Genomic DNA, 18,109 nt, shown 5'->3' on the forward strand with positions numbered 1-18,109 from the left:
CCCCACTGCGACCCTGTGTTTTATGGGCGCAACGCAGGTCCCGCCGAGCGCCCCCCGCTCCCTCACCGACCCGCAGTCGCCGGCCCGCCCCCCCCCCCCCCCCCCCCCCCCGCTCCGCACCGGGCCGCCGGTGAAGATCAGGTCGGCGGGAGCGTGCTGCATGAGGACCTCCTTCTCGGGGTGCGGCGCCGAGGGCGGGCCAGCCGGTCAGAGCAGCTTCCACGCCCCGGTGAGCGTATCCCGCAGGATCTGCTCCATCTCGTCGAACTGCGTCTGGTCGCAGATCAGCGGCGGGGACAGCTGGATGACCGGCTCGCCGCGGTCGTCCGCGCGGCAGTAGAGGCCGTTCTCGAACAGGGAACCGGAAACGTGCTCGCGGAGGATGCGCTCGGACTCCTCGGCGTCGAAAGTCTCCTTGGTGGCCTTGTCCTTGACCAGCTCGATGCCGTAGAAGAACCCGGCGCCGCGGACGTCGCCGACGATCGGCAGGTCCAGCAGCCTGTCCAAAGTGGACTTGAAGCGCGCCTCGTTGTCCAGTACGTGCCGGTAGATGCCTTCGCGCTCGATGAGGTCGAGGTTGGCCAGCCCCACGGCGCAGGCCATCGGATGCCCGCCGTAGGTCGAGCCGTGCATGAACGTCGTGGACGTGCGCAGGAACGGTTCGGCGATCCGGTCGCTGATCAGCACCGCGCCGAGCGGCGCGTACGCCGAGGTCAGTCCTTTCGCGACAGTGAGGAGATCGGGCTGGTAGCCGTACCGGGACGCGCCGAACTGGTGGCCCAGCCTGCCGAACGCGCAGATCACCTCGTCGGACACGAGCAGAACGTCGTTGTCGTCGCAGATCTTGCGGACCCGCTCGAAGTAGCCGGGCGGCGGGACGAAGCAGCCGCCGGTGTTCTGCACGGGCTCGAGATACACCGCGGCGACGGTGTCCGGCCCCTCGAATTCGATGGCCTGCGCGATCTGGTCGGCGGCCCAGCGGCCGAAGGCCTCGTAGTCGTCCCCGTGCACCGGCGCGCGGTAGAAGTTGGTGTTCGGCACGTGCCGGGTGCTCGGCACCAGCGGCTCGAAATCCTGCTTCACCCCGGGCAGCCCGGTGATCGACAGCGCGCCCTGTGACGTGCCGTGGTAGGCGAGCGAGCGGCTGATCACCTTGTGCTTGGTGGGTTTCCCGGCGAGTTTGAAGTACTGCTTGGCCAGTTTCCACGCCGTCTCGACGGATTCGCCGCCGCTGACGGTGAAGAAGACGCGGTTGAGGTCGCCGGGCGCGCTCGCCGCGAGGCGTTCGCCCAGCTCGATCGCGGCCGGATGCGCGTGGCCCCACAGCGGGAAGTAGTCCAGCTGACGCAGTTGGCGGGCGGCCGCGTCGGCGAGTTCTTCGCGGCCGTGGCCGACCTGCACGGCGAACAGCCCGGCGAGGCCGTCGAGGTAGCGCTTCCCGTTCTCGTCCCAGACGTAGGCGCCCTCGCCACGCACGATGACCGGGGTCTTGTCGGCCTGCGCGCCGTGGCGGGTGAAGTGCAGCCACAGGTGGTCGGCGGCCGAACCGGACAGGCTCGGCGAGCCCGCGGGGGCGGGTTCGGTGGTTGCGGTCATGGCTATCCCTCACAGCGTGGTCGGTCGGGCTCGATGGACCCGTTATCGCACACCGACGGGAGCTTTGGCAAGGGAATCAGTCGTACATCGCGGCTATGTTCGACTGGATCAATCGTCCTAAGGGGATAGTGCTACGGATTTCGTTGTCGCGATGTCAGTGGCTGTTCCACTGGTAGGTCTGCTTGATCAGCTTGAGGTAGACGAGCGTCTCCGCGCTGCGCACCCCGGGCAGGGTGCGGATCCGGTTGGAGATCAGGTCGAGCAGCGCGGCGTCGTCCTCGCACACCGCCTCGCAGATGATGTCGAACCGGCCGACGGCGATCACGACGTAGTCGATGTCGTTCATCTCGGCGAGCGCCTCGGCCACCGGTTCGATCGGGCCGTCGACGGTGATCGTGATCATCGCCTGCCGGAACATGCCGACCTGCAAGGGATCCGTGACCGCGACGATCTGGATGACGCCGCTTTCGGAGAGCCGCTGGACCCGCTGCCGGACCGCCGCCTCGGACAGCCCGACCGCCTTGCCGATGGTGGCGTAGGGCCGGCGGCCGTCCTCCTGGAGCTGCTCGATGATCTTGCGGGAGAGTTCGTCGAGCTGGGGAGCGGGCCGCTCGGAGGGGCGCGCCTTGCGGTTCATCCGGGGTTTCCTTCGCGCTGATCGTCGGTGGGGGCGAGCGGGGTTCCGGCGATCGTATCCGTGCCCCGGGAGGCCAACAACCGACGAAATCCGCAGCACGGATACCTCCATCCGGCGGTGCGGGCGACGTCTCAGCCCGAGAGCAGGGCGCGGTAGTGGTCGGTCGCGGGCTTGATGCCGTGGTCCGGATCGGCGTTGTAGAGGCCGTCCGGCCCCTTGGGCCCGAAGCTGTAGGGCTGGTACAGCGTCGCGCAGGACGGCTCGCACTCGGCGAGCCGTTGCCAGCGCTCCCATTCCGCGTCGTACCGGGCGAGGTGGTGGCGCATCGCGGCCTTGTCGTACCGGCCGCCGCGATCCCCGGCGAACCCGCGCAGCATGACCTCCCAGCCGTGGTGCACCACCCGGTGCCACGACTGCCCGTACCGCGCGGACACCCGCAGGTAGTCCCGGTCGGCGTGATCGCGCAGCGGGAGCGTCCACGACAGCGCCACGATCTCGTCCCACATCCGCGCCGCGCGCTGTTTCTCGTCGAGCACGACGTCCACCCGGCCCGCGGTGACGATCGCGGCGAAGTCGCTGGTGAGGTCCTTGTCCGAGCCGCCGAGGAACTGGTCCCGGGTCCACATGAGCTTGCCCATCGGGTGCACGACGCTGTAGTGCCCGCGCAGCACCCCGGCCGCGGACAGCAACGCGAGCCGCCGGAACCGGCGGAGCTGGTCGCCCCGCAGCCCGAGTCTCGACGACGCGTAGGCGGTGAACGCGCCTTCCTCGCCCAGTCCGGTGTCGCGGGCCCAGCGTGCCATCACCCAGGTGTTGAGGTCGCACCAGAGTTCGTTGTGCAGATACGGTCCGCGCCACCCGCCCCCGCGTGACCACGTCCAGATACCGGCGACGATCGGATTGCCGATGACGTCGGCGAGGCCGATCGCGCCGGTCCTCGGCTGGGTGCGGAACTCCTCGAAGCCGTTGACCACGCCGTCGATCACGTAGTTGGGGAAGGCGCCCTTGCCCTCGTACTCGCGCTGGCACTGGACCTCGATGATCTGCCGGTGCTTGCCGACCCCGATGGTCTGGTTGAACGGGATGGTCCGCCAGAAGTCCTTCGCGGTGTGCTTGATCGAGAACACCAGGTTCTCGTGCGTTTCGACCTTGTCGGTCACCTGCCGGTAGAACGCGGGGTCGCTGGTCAGCTTGTCGCTCCCGGTCGACCACGTCCGGTAGAAGATCCGCTTGCCCGCGCGGACGCAGACCTCGTCGCGCAGGATGCCGAGCAGGGTCAGGTGGCTGTTCTCGCCGTTGGTGATCGGGTTGTTCCCGGTGTGGAACGGCATGTTCTGCAGGTAGGTCTCGCCGGTGCGCACGACGAGACCGTCGAGCTCGGGGAACCGGGTGAAGACCTCGCGCAGCATGAGCCGGTGGATGTGCTGGGTGAGCGGGCGTTCGAGGCTGATCCGGCCCTTGTTGTCGAGGATCTGGTCGCCGTACAGCTCCACGAGTCGTTTCGGCAGCACGATGATGTCGGTGAAGACGTACGCGGCGATCCCGGCCGCGTGCGCCCGCGCGATGTGGGCGTCGATGGACCGCGCCGCCGCCTCGACCCAGGCGCGGCCGGGCGAGCCCGCCGGGAAGACACGTGGATCGAAGGAGTCGAAGGTGATCGCGGCGTGCGGTGGTTTGAACTCGTTGATCACCTGCCCGTCGTAGCCGTACTCCCTGAGCTTCGCGGGATCGGTGAAGCGGCTGGAAAACGACGGCTCACCCGGGTTGTTCTGCACCATGTCGAGCAGGAACGGCAGCCTGCGCCCGGCCGGTTCCGGTGCGGCGAAGGCGGGCGTGGCGAGTGTCGTACTCGCTAGGCCCGCCGCGAGGACGAGGCCGCCCCGTAACGCGGTCCGCCGGCTGGTCTCCCGTTCGAATGCCGCGCACATGGGCCGGGTCCCTCCGCTATTCAGCCTGAATAGATCAGATGTATCGGAGCCGAGCGTAAGAATGCTCCGGGGTGACGTCAACCGCCGCGTGCCGGAAACCCGGCGTGTTCATCATCGTGAACACCACGGTGAATAAGGGGTTTGCTGGCTATGGCGAGACAGGACCCTTGCTTCGGTGGCGTTTGGCCTGGTACGCCTGAAACGCTTAGACATCTGATGACCACTGTGGGGACTTCGGGAGTGAGGCAACGATGCCGGAACAGCGCAGGATCAGCCGGCGCAGCATGCTCGCCGCGGCGGGCGCGGCCGCCGGCGCCGGGATGCTCGGGTTCACCGCGCCCGCCGCGCGGGCCGCGGATCTCGCCCGGCCCGCGGCCACGCCCTGGTTCCCCTCGGCGAAGTTCGGGATCTTCATCCACTGGGGCGTCTATTCCGCGCTGGCCTGGGGCGACGCCAAGCACGCCGCCGAGTGGTACCTCTACGCCATGAACGTCACGGATCCGGCGCGCGGCACCGGAACCCGTGAGCACCACCTGCGCACCTACGGCGCGAACGTGAACTACGACGACTTCATCCCGCGGTTCACCGCGCGCCGCTACGACCCGCGTGCCTGGGTGCGGCTGTTCGAACAGGCCGGAGCGCGGTATTTCGTGCTCACTTCCAAGCACCACGACGGATTCCAGCTGTTCGGCAATCCGGCGTCGGACCGCAACTCCGTCCGGCTCGGGCCACACCGCGATCTCGTCGGCGAGCTGTTCCACGCCGCCCGGCACTCCGGCCTGAAGCGCGGGCTGTATCACTCGCTCGGCGAGTTCTACAGTCCCGCCCTCGGCACACCGCCGCGAAACCCTTACACCGGCGTGGAAATCCCCTACACCGGCTATCGCCCGGTGACCGACTACGTGCGGCAGTACGAGCACGTCCACCTGAAGACCCTGATCGACCGCTACGACCCGGACGTACTCTGGGCCGACGGCCAGGGCTACCACGAGTTCGGCGGCGGCTCGATCTTCCGGCCGAAGGTGTGGGACTGGCACAGCGACGAAATCCTCGGCTACTACTACCGCAACGCCGCCGACCGGCCGCGTCCGAAGAGCGTCGTGGCCAACGACCGCTTCGAGGTCGCGCACCCGGACTTCGCGACCGTGGAGGGGGACAACAAGAAGTACGTCCTGCGCCCCGACCCGTGGGAGGCGTGCCTGAACATCGGGAAGTCGTGGGGCTACAACGAAAACGAGGACCCGGCGAAGATCAAGTCGTCGGCGCGGCTGGTCCAGCTGCTCGCCGAGGTGGTCAGCAAGAACGGCACCATGCTGCTCAACATCGGCCCGCGCGAGGACGGCACGATCCCGGACTGGATGAGCACCCGCCTGCTCGGCATCGGCCGCTGGCTGCGCATCAACGGCCGCGCGATCTACGGCTCGGTACCGTGGCAGCGAGCGATGGACGGCGACGTCTGCTACACCCGCACCCGCGACGCCTTCCACCTCATCCCGCTGCACTGGCCCGGCGCGAAACTCACCGTCCCTGGCGATGTCCCGATCACCGACCGCTCGCGGATCCGCTTGCTGGGCGGCCATTCCCGCCCGCTCTCGTGGACGCGCACCGCCGACGGGATCGCCATCGACCTGCCCGCGCGGCGCACCGACGACTTCAGCGAGGAGTTTCCCGCGGTCCTGTCCGTGAGCACCTGGTGAGCGCCGCTGCGTCGTGAGAAGGCTCATCGGCGTCAGCGGCCGGAATCAGCCAGCCGGGTGAAGCGCGGCGCCGGGAGGTGGGAGACTCTCCCATACCACCCGCGATCGTCAGGAGCCCGGATGTCCGTGCCACAGGGTTTCCCGCCGCCGATCCCCGCGCCGGTCCGGCGCCGGGCGAACCTCCCGGCCGGTGTGGTCGCGGCCGTCCTCGCGGCCTGCACGGCGATCGCGCTGATGTGGTTCGTGTTCGCGAACGTGGTGATCGGCGGGTCGTTCGGTGAGTGGTCGAGCATGGTGTGGCTGAACGTCGTGGCCAGCCTGATCGGTGCGTTCCTCCTGGTCGTGCCGGCCGGCTTCCTGCTCGCGCGGCACGTCTGGGCGGCGTGGACGCTGTTCGGCCTGGGCCTGCTGTACGCGGTGGTGGCCGTGGTCGTGCCGATGCCGCCGGGCACGAGCTTCGGTGCCCACCTCGACTTCGTGCTCGGTTTCCACAAGAGCAACGGGGTCCCGGCCGGGCTGGCCGTGATCTTCGCGTTCCTCACCGCGATCGCCGCTGTCGTCTCCGCGACGGCGCGGTCGCCGCGCCGCTGACCCCGGCAGCAGATTCTCGATCAACGCCGACTGCTCATCGGACGTCAGTTCTTCTTCAGCTCCTCGGCGAGCATCACGATGATGCCGCTGGGACCGCGGACGTACGTGAGCTTGTAGATGTCCTCGTAGGTGGCTACGTCGCGAAGCGGATGGCATCCGTGTTTCGCGGCTTTCTCAAGGGCTTTGTCGATGTCGTCGACTGAGAAGGCGACGCGGTGCATGCCGATCTCGTTGGGACGAGTGGGCTCCGTCTCGATCGCTTCGGGGTGGATGTACTCGAAGAGCTCAAGGTGTCCGTGACCGTCTGGTGTCTGAAGCATCGCGATGTTGGCGTGGTTGCCATCAAGGCCGACGGCAGTGTCGGTCCACTCGCCACTGACCGTGTCACGGCCGACGAGCGTGAGACCGAGGTCGGTGAAAAAGGAGATCGCTGCTTCGAGGTCGCGAACGGTGATGCCGACGTTCTCAAGTTTGATGGCCATGTGTCGCATGCTACCGAGCCGGGCCGACACAAGAACGAGCCTCTCGGCCAGCACGCCCAACCTTTTGTCAGACACGCCCTAGCCGACGACAGGGCGATGGAGGACGTTTCTTCTGGGTGTGCGTAAGGGATCTACGTAATCTGGCGGGATGAACTCGGGGAGTCCGTCTTCGGCGATGCGGACCGACCAGTCGGCTTTGTGTAGCATTCGGTGATGTGCTCCGCAGAGCAGCACGAGATTCCGGAGGACGGTGAGTCCGCCATTCGTCCAGGTAATAATGTGGTGGGCGTCGCAATGTCGGGGTTTGCGGTGGCAGCCGGGGAAGGTGCAGCCGCCGTCCCGGATGGTCAGCGCTTTGCGTAGTGCGGGTGTGACCAGTCGTTTGGCTCTGCCGAGGTCGAGCGGTTCGCCCTTGGTGCCCAGTACTGCGGGGATGATCTGGCTGTCGCAGGCGAGCATGCGTGCGTCGGTGGCGGTGATCTGGCTGACCATGTCCAGGCAGGCGGTGCCCAGCTTGGACTTCAAGTCCTCCAGTGTCACGGTGACCAGGAGCTGGGCGCGGTCGCCGCCGGGCACATCCGGCACGTTGGCGAGCATCGCGATGGCCTCACCGAAGGCTTCCCCGTACCGCTGGGAAGGTGACCGCAGGTCCGGCCACTTGTCCTCCCCGGCGGGGCGTGGTGTGGCCAGGGGGTCGAGGATGGTGCTCAGCCGGGTTCCGGTGATGGGGTCGAGCTGTCCGTCGATGTCGAACCAGCCGTCCTTGCGCTGCCGCACCCGCAGTTCCGGTTTCCGCTCCGGCGGATCCGGGTCCTTCGGTGGCTTCCCGTCCTGATCCATCCGCGCCAGCAACTCATCAGCAGCCTTCACCACTTCCTGCGGCGACGCGTGACGAGCCAGCTCCACCAGAATCTTCTCCGCCTTGGATCTGTCCTCATCGGACACAAAGCTGGGGACCTTCTTCAGGAACTGGAGAATACGGTCGCTGTGGTGTGGGCCGATCTCGCCGTCGAGTGCGGCGGCGCCGGTTGCTGGCGCCACCGCGGGGAGTTCGGTACCGTCGATGTTACGGCCGGGATTCAACCCGTGGGCACGATCGAGGTACTTTTTGGCTTCACCACGCGACATCCGCCCCATGTGGGCGAACCACGCCGCGGTGGAACCGTAGCCGTACAGTTTGGATGCGCCGCGTGAGTCGATTTCGGCGAGGTAGTGGCCGAGTTCGGCGTCCAGGCGCCACATGGCCTCCAGTCGTGTACGCACCTCGTCGGCGAGTTCACGGCCGGATCGTCGCCACAGCTCCTGCGGCGGTTCCAGAGTGGACAGATTCCCAGACACGTCACCATCATACCGCGCTGGATAGAACATATGTGCGACACGATCAGGTGAATTAATCCTTAAGGTCATGGTGGTGTTTGTTGGTATCCAAGAGTTTCTGGCGATGACATCGTTGTATCAGGCACGGTTTCGTCGCTGCTGATCGCGGGGTACATTCTCCTTGTAGGGCAAGGGATTCGCTGGAGCTCGGTGACCGGCGAAGAGCTCCCGCCACGGCTTGGCGGGCGCCGGGCAAGAGCCGCTATGGGGACAGGCTTAGCGGCGTGGCGGTTCGACGAGGCCGATGACGCCTGCCACGTGATGAGCCACTTCCATCGGCGTGAGGTCGTCGGTGTCGATCGCGTGATCGGCAGCGGTTGCCTGTGCTGCTTCATAACGCGCCTGGAAGAACTCGTTCACGGGTGGCCGCGCCGGGTCCGCTTCGAAGCGCCGGTGCCACGTGTCGTAACCCGCGCGCAGGTGAATCGATACGGCCGTCGTCCCGGCCGGGAGCAGTGCGGTCACGAGGCGGTGCATCTCCGCGGACTGGAAAACCCAGGTGATCAGCAGGATGCCGACCTTGGCTCGGGCGGCGTGGGCCGCTACGGCACGCAGGTTCGCCTGCACCATGGTCTTCATCCGCTCGTCGACCCGCCAGGGCTGGTGCAGCCACAGGTGATCGACATCGACCCATTGGACGAGTTCCGGTCCGCGCTCGGCGAGGGTGAGCAGGCAGCGGGCCACGCTGGACTTGCCGACACCGGGCGCTCCGCCCAGCAACACCGTGCGCACCGGTGAACGGTAACGGCGGCCGGTGCGCAGCGCCACGGCTTTTCGCGGTGGCGGGCGGTTTCACCGACGATCGGAGCTGGCAGACGACTTCGTCGGATCCGTATTCTGGGTACGCCCGTGCCCAGAGTGATCGGGAGGAACGATGGGTGATCAGGCGAGGTCCCGGCGTGCGTTCCTGCGTGGCTCGTCCGCGGCGGCGGTGAGTATCGCGGCCGCGCTGGCCGGGGCGGGAACCGGTTACGGGAGCCCGAAAGGCGGACGGTCGGTCGCGATCCTCGGAGGTGGGGTCGCTGGGCTCACGGCGGCGCACGAACTGGTCGAACGCGGCTTTCAGGTCACCGTGTACGAGCGGAACGTCCTGGGCGGGAAGGCACGCAGCATCGGCGTTCCCGGCTCCGGCAAGGACGGCCGCCCCGATCTTCCCGGTGAGCACGGGTTCCGGTTCTTTCCCGGGTTCTACCACAATCTGCCGGACACGATGCGCCGGATTCCCTTTCCCGGCAACCAGAACGGTACGTGGGACAACCTCACCAGGGCGAGCGCGGTCCTGATGTCCCGGATGGGCGGCCGCGCCGATCTGACGATTCCCTTCCCGTTCCCGCTACCGACGAATCCACCACCGCTGACTCCGGAGAGCTTCCTGGCCTCGGTGATCTCAATGTTCCAGACACTGCTCCGGCTTTCACCGCACGAGGCCGCGTTCGCCGCCGAGAAACTGCTGGTTTTCGTGACCAGCTGCGACGAACGGCGCGAGGGGCAATGGGACGACGTCACCTGGGCGGACTACACCCGGACGGCGTGGTTCTCCGGTGAGTACGACAAACTCATCGCTGATGGGCTCATCCGCAACCTCGTGGCGAGCAAATCGAAAGACGCCAGTACTTACTCGATCGGCGTGGTCGCCGAGGCGGTGTTCTGGAGCCTGATGGGTCTCGGTAACGAGCCGGGGTCCAGTGTGGACAGAGTACTGTGTGGCAGTACCAACGAAATGTGGCTCGATCCGTGGATCGGCTACCTCCGGGCGAAAGGTGTCGCGTTCCGGGTGGGGTGGGCGGCGGACGCGCTCGAGATCGGCGGCGGCCGGGTCACCGCGGCTTCGGTGGTGAACAAGGCAGGGGAGCGGCGCCGGGTGGAAGCCGACTGGTTTCTCTCGGCGATGCCGGTGGAGCGCGCGGTGAAACTGCTCAGCCCGGCGGTGCTCGCGGCCGATCCCGATCTCGCGGGAATGCGCGAGCTGGGCACCGACTGGATGGTGGGCCTGCAGTTCTTCCTGAACCGGGAACTGCCGATCACGCCGGGGCACGTCAACTACGAGGACTCCGGCTGGGCGATCACCTCGATCAGCCAGCAGCAATTCTGGAAGCGCCGTTTCGGCGGCTACGGCGACGGCACCGTGCGGGATTGCCTGTCCACCATCCTTTCGGACTGGAGCAGACGGGGGAACTTCACGGCGAAGACGGCGCGGCAGTGCACCCCGGAGCAGATCGCGGCCGAGACGTGGGCGGTGATGAAGGCCCATCTCAACGACACCGGGCGAACGGTCCTCGAAGACGACATGCTGCACTCGTGGTTCCTCGATCCCGCGATCACCGGGGCCGGAACGTCCGAAGTGGACAACGACACCCCGCTGTTCATCCAGAAGCCCGGCACCTGGAAGGCGCGTCCGGCGGCGAAGACCGGGATCCCCAATCTGTTCTTCGCCGGGGACTGGATCAAGACGAACATCAATGTGACCACCATGGAGGGTGCGAACGAGGCGGCCCGGCAGGCGGTCAACGGCATCCTCGACGCCTCGGGTTCGGCCGAGCCGAAGTGCTCGATCGCGCGGCTGTGGGTCAACCACGCCTTCGACGCCTTCAAGGCCGCGGACCGCGGGATGTACCAGCTGGGGTTGCCCAACGCGTTCGACCTGGTCGATCCGCGGAGGCCGTAGTGCGCACCCTTGACAGGTCGCCGACCGGAGTTGTACATGTTTGTACATGTCCGCACGAGTGGGTTTCGGAAAGCGCTCCAAGCTGGTGGAGGACCTGGCCCGGCAGATCCGGTCGGGTCTGCTGCCGACCGGCGCGCGGCTGCCGGGCGAGAACCGGCTGGCCGAGCTGTACCAGGTCAGCAGGGGTACGGTCCGCAGCGCGCTGTCCGAGCTGCAGCAGCGCGCGCTGATCACGACGCAGACCGGGGTCGGCTCGTTCGTCACCTTCGACGGCGTCCACCTCGACCAGGGCGTCGGCTGGGCCCGCGCGCTCGCGGAGTCCGGATTCACGCTGACCACCGAGCTGATCTCCATCACCACCGTGCGTGATCAGGAGCTGTCCGAACAGTTCGAAGTGGACAGTTTCGTCGCGGTGCTGCGCAGGCGCCGCGCGGAAAACGGCCATCCGGTGTCCCTCGAACGGTCCCTGCTGCCCGGCGACGGCCCGCTCGCCGACCTCCCCGAGCGGGGCCTCGTCGACGACTCGGTCACCGCGACGCTCACGGCCGCGGGGTTGCGTGGCGTGAGCGGCGAGCAGTGGATCACCATACGTGCCCTCGACGATCAGGCCGAGCTGCTGGAACGCGATCCCGAGGAGCAGTTCCTGCAGGCGGTGCGGACCACGCTGAGCGCCACCGGCACGCTCGTCGAGCACGTCACGAGCCTGCTCGACCCCGCCCGCTTCCGCTTCCACCTGCGGTTCGGCCCGCAGTGAGGGCCGCGGAGAGCCGGGAGAGAGCGCTCGGCGCGTTCTACGGGCTCGCGATCGGGGACGCGCTCGGCATGCCGACGCAGTCGATGTCGCGGACGGCCATCGCCGAGACGTACGGGCCGATCACGGCCTTCCGGGACGCGGTCGCCCAGCAGCCGATCGCGCCGGGCATGGCGGCCGGGTCGATCACCGACGACACCGAGCAGGCACTGCTCGTGGCCCGCCTCGTGATCGAGGGCGACGGCCACATCGAGCCCAAGGCGTTCGCCGACGCCCTGCGGGACTGGGAGGCGGACATGATCCGCCGCGGCTCGCGCGACCTGCTCGGCCCTTCGACGAAACGCGCGCTGGACCGGCTCGACGCCGGAACACCCGCCGAGGAGGCCGGCCGCGACGGCACCACCAACGGCGCCGCGATGCGGATCACCCCGATCGGGATCGCGACGCCGCTGGGCGAAGGGTTCGTCGATGCCGTCGTCGAGGCCAGCCGGGTCACGCACAACACCGGGCTGGGCATCGCCGCAGCGGCCGCGGTCGCCGCCGCCGTGTCGTCCGGTGTGGACGGTGCGGATCTCAAGTCCTCTTTGGACGAAGCGGAACGCGCGGCCGCCGAGGGCGCGCGACGAGGCTACTGGGTCGCGGGCGGGGACATCGCCGCCCGTGTTCGCTGGGCGCGTGGCTGGGTGCGCGGGATGGATCGTGCCACGCTGGCCGACGCGCTCGCCGAGGTGATCGGAACCTCGGTCGCCGCACAGGAATCCGTGGTCGCCGCGGTCGCGCTCGCCGAAGCACTCGGCGACGACCCCGCGGCGGCGCTGACGCTGGCCGCCGAGATCGGCGGCGACACCGACACCGTGGCTGCCGTGTGCGGAGCGATCCTCGGCGCACACCACGGTGTCGCCGGGCTTCCCGCGCAGCTGGTACGCCAGGTGCGGGAGGTCAACCGGCTCGATCTGGCCGACCTCGTGGACGGCCTGCTCCAGTTAAGAGGTAGGCATGGTCAAATCGGCTCAGGAGACGGCGGAACGCGCGGGCGCGCTGGAGACACGCGGCATTGAGCCCGTGCCCGCCGCCGAGCGGAGCGGGCATCCGATGCAGTTGTTCTGGGTGTGGTTCGCCGCGAACATCAGCATCCTCGGGCTGCCGCTCGGCGCGACGCTCGTCGCGGTGCAGCACCTGGCGTTCTGGCAGGCCGTGCTCGTCGCGGTGATCGGTGCCGCCGGGTCGTTCGCGATCGTCGGCGTCGTCTCCATCGCGGGGCGTCGTGGCGGCGCCCCCGGGCTGACACTTTCGCGCGCGGTGTTCGGTGTGCGGGGCAACTTCGGGCCGACCGCGGTGTCGTTGATTTCCCGCCTCGGCTGGGAAACCGTGAACACCACGACCGCCGCGTTCGCCTTCCTTTCGCTGTGCGCGATCCTGTTCGGCACCGACGCCGGGGCGAAGGCTTCGCCGGTGCTGACGATCATCGGTGTCGCGTTGTTCGTACTGCTCACCGTCACCGTGTCCGGGCTCGGGCACGCCGTGCTGGTGGCGGTGCAGCGGTGGTCGACCTGGATCTTCGGCGCGCTCAACATCGTCGTCGGGATCAGTCTCGTCACGCGGATCCACTGGGACAAGGTGTTCGCCGCCTCGCCGGCGCCGGCCGGCGCGATGATCGCCGGGATCGGCACCATCGCGGCCGGGACCGGGATCGGCTGGGCGAACGCGTCCGCCGACATGTCGCGGTACCAGTCGCCCGCCGTGCGAGCGGGTTCGCTGATCGCCTCGGCCGCCGCGGGCGCGGGGATTCCCTTGGTACTGCTCATTTCCCTGGGCAGCCTCATCTCGGCCGACGATCCTTCGCTGGCCTCGGCGGGTGATCCGGTGGCCGCGATCCGCGAGCTGCTGCCGGGCTGGATGGCGGTGCCGTACCTGATCGCCGCGTTCGGCGGACTGCTGCTGTCCAACCATCTTTCGGTCTATTCGGCCGGGCTCACCACGCTGACACTGGGCATCCGGATCAAGCGGGTGTACGCGGTGGTGGTGGACATCGTCGTGACGTTCCTCGGCTCGCTGTACTTCATGCTGGTGGCCGACGGCTTCTACGGTCCGTTCATCGCGTTCATCAGCCTGCTGGCGGTGCCGATCACGGCGTGGGTGGGAGTCTTCCTCGTCGACATGATCCGCAGACGTTCCTACGATCCCGGGGCGTTGATGGACATGCGCCGCACCAGCGCGTACTGGTACCGCGCCGGCTGTGAGCCCCGCGCGCTGTTCGCGTGGGCGGTGGCGATCGTGGCGGGCTACCTGTTCACCACCGCGGGCACCGGCAAGGACGTCTGGTTCTCCGGCCCGTTCGCGCAGACCTGGCTCGGCGTCAACGGAGTCGGCTGGGTCGTCACTTTCGTTGTCGGCGCCGGGGTGTACGCGGCGCTCGGCGGAGCGAGGAGCACTCGATGACCGGCCGTCTCGTCCACACCGGACAGGCCATTGTGGACCTCGCGATGCGCGTCGGCGCGCTGCCGCCGCCCGGCGGGGACGTGCTCGCCTCGGACGTCCGGCTCACCGCGGGCGGCGGTTTCAACGTGATGGCGGCCGCGGCCCGTGCCGGGGCCGAGGTGCTCTACGCGGGCGAACACGGAACCGGCCGGTTCGGCGACATCGTCCGGGACGCACTGGCCGCGGAGGACATCGCACTGGTCCAGCCACCCACCACCCCGGACACCGGCGTGTGCGTGGCACTGGTGGACGCGACCGGCGAGCGGACGTTCATCACCGAGACCGGCGCCGAGGGCACCCTCACCGCCGAACACCTGGGCCGGGTGAACCTCCAGAACGACGATCTGGTCTACGTCACCGGGTACAGCCTGGTGCGCGAGTCCAATCGGGACGCGCTGCTGGCCTGGTTGCCGGAACTGATGGGCCAGCTCGTGCTGCTCGACCCCGGGCCGCTCGCGGGTGACGTGTCCGCAGACGTCTGGCGCGGCCTGCTCCCGCACGTGGACATCCTGTCGTGCAACGCCGCCGAGGCACGCACGATGTCCACTGTGGATGGTGTGGACGAGGTTCCGGTGCGGATCACCCGGATCGGTGCCGAGGGGTGCGACGTGTCCGAGGACGGCGTGACCGTCCGGGTCCGTGGCTTCCCGGTCGAGCCGGTGGACACCAACGGGGCCGGGGACACGCACACCGGGGTGCTGGCCGCGGAACTGTTGCGCGGCGAGGACATCCTGGTCGCGGCCGAACGCGCGAACGCGGCCGCCGCGCTGGCCGTCACCGAATACGGCCCGGCGACCGCGCCGAAGCGTGAAGAGGTCGAGAAGTTCCTGGCCGCCAGGGCGGTCACGCACTAGGTCAGTGCTCGTCGCCGGGCTCGGCGACGGTGTCGATGGCGCGGACGAGTTCGTCCAGCGCGGGCAGCGCGGCGGTGAGCAGATGCTGCCAGCCGGGGTGCAGATGTTCGACCGCGGCGCTCAGGATCGCGTCGTTCGTGGCCTGCCAGGCGCGGACGGCTTTCGCGCCCTCCGGGGTGAGCCGCAGGGAAATCGTGCGCCGGTCGTCGCCGCCGGCCCTGGTGATCATGCCGCGCTTTTCGAGGCCGTTGACCAGCGTCGTGACCGAGTTCGGTGCCAGGTGCAGCGACCGCGCGACCTGGCTCGGGCGGGCGCCCGGGTTTTCGGCCAGCGAGGACAGGAGTTCCAGCTGGGCCACCGAAAGCGTGTTGCCGGGGTCCTTGGCTCGCGCCGCGCGGCGCATGGCCCGCCGCAGCCGGGCGACGGCGTCGGCGAGCGAGCTTTCCTGGCCGGTCATCGGTTCGCGCTCGCGGGGCGGAGCAGCAGCCCGGTGAGTCCCATGAGGACGGCGGTCCCGGCCATCGCGCCCAGCGCGCCCCACCTGCCGGACCCGAGGTTGAGGCAGAAGGTGACCAGTGCGATCCCCAGCGCGGTGCCCAGCCCTCGCGCCATGTTGACCAGTCCTCCTCCGGTGGCCGACATCCGCCGCGGGATCGCCGCCATGATCGCCGCGTTGTTGGCCGGGATGAACACGCCCAGCCCGATCCCGGTCAGGGCGAGGAGCATACCGGCCGCGAGCGGGGCGGTCCCCGCGAACAGCAGGGAACCCACGCCCAGCGCGCTGATCCCGGCGCCGAGTGCCGCCCGCGCCCTGACCGGCCAGCCCGGCGGCAGCACCTTGCCCGCGGTGAGTGCCGCGAGGGCGAATCCGGCGGGCAGCGCGGTCAGGACGAGCCCGGCGTGTGTGCCGAGGACCTGCGGGAACAGCGTCAGCGGGCCGAAGAGCACGAGATAGCCGCACAGCGCGCCGGCGAGCCCGGCCGACACCGCCCGTGGGCGCAGCACGGACAGGTCGACCAGCGGATTCGCGCTCCGGCGTTCGGCCAGGAACAGCAGCACTGCCCCGGCCACGAACCCGGCGGCGAGCGCCACCACCGCGGGTGCGGGAAGGCTGAGGCCGGAGAACCCGGAGAGCAGCAGCAGGACCGACGTCGTGGTGAGCAGCAGCAGGCCGAGCCCCGGCCAGTCGAACCGGCCGAGCGGCGTGTGTTCCCGCGTGCGGGGCAGGAGGAAGCGCCCGGCGAGCAGGGCGAGGCAGCCGATGGGGACGTTGACCCAGAACACCCAGCGCCAGCCGACGGTGCCGACGAGCAGTCCGCCGAGCGCGGGACCGAGCGCGAGCCCCAGCGCCTGCGCGGCGGCCTGGATGCCGAGTGCGGTCCGGGCCTGGTCGCGGCGCACGCTGGTGACGACCAGCGCGACGCTGTTCGCCTGGAGCATCGCGGCGCCCAGTGCCTGCAGGACGCGGAAGCCGATGAGCCAGCCGAGGCCGGGTGCCAGCCCGCACGCGGCCGAGGCCAGGGTGAACAGCGCGAAGCCGTAGCCGTAGACGAGCTTGCGGCCCAGCGCGTCGGCGACGCGCCCGGCGACCGTGACCAGGCCGACCAGGGTGAGCAGGTAGGCCAGCGAAACCCACTGGACGGCGGCCAGCGGCGTCGCGAACTCGTGCTGCAGCGCGGGGAAGGTGAGCGTGACGATGCTCGCGTCGAGCTGCCCCATGAACGCTCCGAAGCAGACGGTGCCCACCGCGAGCCAGCCTGCCTTCGGATGCTCGCGAACGGCCCGCGGCCGCGGCGACTCCACCATGAGCACGCGTGTTCCTCCTTCCTACTTCATTCTGACACAGAACTATTAGCCACGCTCACCAGCTGAGGTTGGGGTAGCGCACGTCACATGTCGTTCTGAAGCAGAGGCAAAACCGGACGCCAGGGACAGCGCTTTCTCCGTGACGCTTTCGTGATTTCGGTTTACTGGCACCGAAAACCGGGCCCTTCGCGTGAAAACGCAGCGCGGGTGAGCGTGGGTAACGAATTCCGCGGCCGTGACGACTGAGCAGCCGTGAGCGACGCGGTATCGCCGATCCCGGCTGATAGGGCGTTGTTCGTCCTGTACGACAAGAGCGGTACCGGAAACGAAACAGTGAGCCGATGATGCACCATAGACGCTGGCGAAGAATCGCCACCATCGCCATGGCGGCCACGCTGGTCGCCCTCCCGTTCGGCACGGCTTCCGCGAGCGCCGACGACGTGCCGAGCAGTGCGGTCACGGTCGGCGCCACCACTGTCCACCGTGGTCAGACATTCACGGTGACGCAGCAGATTCACAACACCCAGCAATTCACGGTCACTTTCGCCAAAGGGGCGATTTATGGCCAGCAGACCGCGATCACCGATCTCGCCGACCTGGTTTCGTGCACCGGGACGACGGCTCCGTGTTTCCAGTACGGCAGCAGTTACCGCGCGCCGTTCGGCGATCTCGCGGCGGGGGAGACCCGGACCGTGGTGTACACCCTCAAGGTCAAGGACACCGCGCCGCTGGGCACGGTCACGCTGCAGCACCAGTTCGTCGGCGACAACTACGCCTTCGAGACGCTGACCGGTCCGGACCTCACCGTGACGCAGGGCGTCGCGGACGTCGGCGTGAAGCTGACGGCCGCGCAGCACGGGCTCCTGTCCCCGGAGATCGACTACACGATCACCCTGACCAACGCCGGTCCCGGCGACGCCTCCGCGGTGCGGGTGGCAGCGACGTACGCGTCCGCGCTCCAGTTCAGCCGCTCGGCCGACTGCACGCATCCGGCCGGGACGAGGACCGTCACGTGCGACGTCGCGTCGCTGCCCGCCGGGTCGAGCACGAACCTGCGCTTCACCGCGAGCCTCGGCGTCCTCACTCTCGGCTCGTTCACCACGACGGCGAAGATCGTCTCCAGCTTCCCGGCGGACCCCAACGCGGCCAACAACAGCGCCAGCAGGACGTGCACGGCCCTCACCGGCCTGATCATCAGCTGCTAGGCGCTCCACCCCCGCGAACCGGACGTGCCGTGTGCCGTCCGG

16 protein-coding genes are annotated in these 18,109 nt (G+C 68.7%); 8 read left to right on the forward strand and 8 right to left on the reverse strand.

The window, feature by feature from the left end; translation table 11 throughout:
* Positions 1-207 precede the first annotated feature (207 nt).
* The 3 genes from ACFWX1_RS19995 to ACFWX1_RS20005 all read right to left on the reverse strand — a co-directional run bounded on the left by ACFWX1_RS19995 (position 208) and on the right by ACFWX1_RS20005 (position 4,161).
* A complete protein-coding gene (locus tag ACFWX1_RS19995) occupies positions 208-1,596 on the reverse strand; it encodes an aspartate aminotransferase family protein (protein WP_378389317.1) in 1,389 nt (462 codons plus the stop codon).
* Positions 1,597-1,750: 154 nt separating this feature from the next.
* Positions 1,751-2,233: an Lrp/AsnC family transcriptional regulator gene (locus ACFWX1_RS20000; RefSeq protein WP_378389319.1), complete on the reverse strand. Its 483-nt coding sequence runs from the start codon at positions 2,231-2,233 to the stop codon at positions 1,751-1,753.
* A gap of 131 nt (positions 2,234-2,364) precedes the next feature.
* Complete coding sequence (locus tag ACFWX1_RS20005; protein ID WP_378389321.1) at positions 2,365-4,161, reverse strand: hypothetical protein; 1,797 nt, start codon at positions 4,159-4,161, stop codon at positions 2,365-2,367.
* Between the two features lie 251 nt (positions 4,162-4,412).
* Between ACFWX1_RS20005 and ACFWX1_RS20010 the strand changes: the two genes are divergently transcribed.
* Together ACFWX1_RS20010 and ACFWX1_RS20015 are read left to right on the forward strand one after the other, a co-directional pair.
* Complete coding sequence (locus tag ACFWX1_RS20010) at positions 4,413-5,858, forward strand: alpha-L-fucosidase (protein ID WP_378389323.1); 1,446 nt, start codon at positions 4,413-4,415, stop codon at positions 5,856-5,858.
* A 120-nt stretch (positions 5,859-5,978) separates the two neighbouring features.
* Entirely contained in the window at positions 5,979-6,449 is a 471-nt protein-coding gene (locus ACFWX1_RS20015) for a hypothetical protein (RefSeq protein ID WP_378389325.1), read from the forward strand.
* 44 nt (positions 6,450-6,493) lie between these two features.
* Here ACFWX1_RS20015 and ACFWX1_RS20020 read toward each other — a convergent pair whose 3' ends face one another.
* The 3 genes from ACFWX1_RS20020 to ACFWX1_RS20030 form a co-directional block, all read right to left on the reverse strand.
* The gene (locus ACFWX1_RS20020; protein WP_378389326.1) at positions 6,494-6,931 is read right to left on the reverse strand and encodes a VOC family protein; all 438 of its coding nucleotides are present in this window, start codon (positions 6,929-6,931) and stop codon (positions 6,494-6,496) included.
* Positions 6,932-7,009: 78 nt separating this feature from the next.
* A complete protein-coding gene (locus ACFWX1_RS20025; RefSeq protein ID WP_378389328.1) occupies positions 7,010-8,269 on the reverse strand; it encodes a DUF222 domain-containing protein in 1,260 nt (419 codons plus the stop codon).
* Positions 8,270-8,524: 255 nt separating this feature from the next.
* The gene (locus tag ACFWX1_RS20030; protein WP_378389330.1) at positions 8,525-9,040 is read right to left on the reverse strand and encodes an AAA family ATPase; all 516 of its coding nucleotides are present in this window, start codon (positions 9,038-9,040) and stop codon (positions 8,525-8,527) included.
* A 142-nt stretch (positions 9,041-9,182) separates the two neighbouring features.
* Between ACFWX1_RS20030 and ACFWX1_RS20035 the strand changes: the two genes are divergently transcribed.
* The 5 genes from ACFWX1_RS20035 to ACFWX1_RS20055 are packed head-to-tail and all read left to right on the forward strand — an operon-like array spanning position 9,183 to position 15,056.
* Positions 9,183-10,973, forward strand: coding sequence for an FAD-dependent oxidoreductase (locus tag ACFWX1_RS20035; protein WP_378389332.1), 1,791 nt, complete (start codon positions 9,183-9,185; stop codon positions 10,971-10,973).
* 46 nt (positions 10,974-11,019) lie between these two features.
* Positions 11,020-11,727, forward strand: coding sequence for a GntR family transcriptional regulator (locus ACFWX1_RS20040; RefSeq protein ID WP_378389334.1), 708 nt, complete (start codon positions 11,020-11,022; stop codon positions 11,725-11,727).
* Positions 11,724-12,782 (forward strand): ADP-ribosylglycohydrolase family protein, encoded by a 1,059-nt coding sequence (locus ACFWX1_RS20045; RefSeq protein WP_378389336.1) that lies wholly within the window; start codon positions 11,724-11,726, stop codon positions 12,780-12,782. The genes ACFWX1_RS20040 and ACFWX1_RS20045 overlap by 4 nt, the downstream gene beginning before the upstream one ends.
* The gene (locus ACFWX1_RS20050; protein ID WP_378389338.1) at positions 12,721-14,163 is read left to right on the forward strand and encodes a purine-cytosine permease family protein; all 1,443 of its coding nucleotides are present in this window, start codon (positions 12,721-12,723) and stop codon (positions 14,161-14,163) included. Before ACFWX1_RS20045 ends, ACFWX1_RS20050 begins: the two co-directional genes overlap by 62 nt.
* Complete coding sequence (locus ACFWX1_RS20055; protein ID WP_378389340.1) at positions 14,160-15,056, forward strand: PfkB family carbohydrate kinase; 897 nt, start codon at positions 14,160-14,162, stop codon at positions 15,054-15,056. Before ACFWX1_RS20050 ends, ACFWX1_RS20055 begins: the two co-directional genes overlap by 4 nt.
* Before the next feature lies 1 nt (position 15,057).
* Here the strand turns inward: ACFWX1_RS20055 and ACFWX1_RS20060 are convergent, their stop codons facing one another.
* Both ACFWX1_RS20060 and ACFWX1_RS20065 read right to left on the reverse strand, forming a co-directional pair.
* Positions 15,058-15,513: a MarR family winged helix-turn-helix transcriptional regulator gene (locus ACFWX1_RS20060; protein ID WP_378389342.1), complete on the reverse strand. Its 456-nt coding sequence runs from the start codon at positions 15,511-15,513 to the stop codon at positions 15,058-15,060.
* Positions 15,510-16,862: an MFS transporter gene (locus tag ACFWX1_RS20065; protein WP_378389371.1), complete on the reverse strand. Its 1,353-nt coding sequence runs from the start codon at positions 16,860-16,862 to the stop codon at positions 15,510-15,512. The genes ACFWX1_RS20060 and ACFWX1_RS20065 overlap by 4 nt, the downstream gene beginning before the upstream one ends.
* Before the next feature lie 341 nt (positions 16,863-17,203).
* Between ACFWX1_RS20065 and ACFWX1_RS20070 the strand changes: the two genes are divergently transcribed.
* The gene (locus ACFWX1_RS20070) at positions 17,204-18,067 is read left to right on the forward strand and encodes a DUF11 domain-containing protein (RefSeq protein WP_378389344.1); all 864 of its coding nucleotides are present in this window, start codon (positions 17,204-17,206) and stop codon (positions 18,065-18,067) included.
* The last annotated feature ends 42 nt before the right edge of the window (positions 18,068-18,109 follow it).

The organism is Amycolatopsis sp. NPDC059021 (assembly GCF_042739895.1).
Taxonomy (GTDB): domain Bacteria; phylum Actinomycetota; class Actinomycetes; order Mycobacteriales; family Pseudonocardiaceae; genus Amycolatopsis.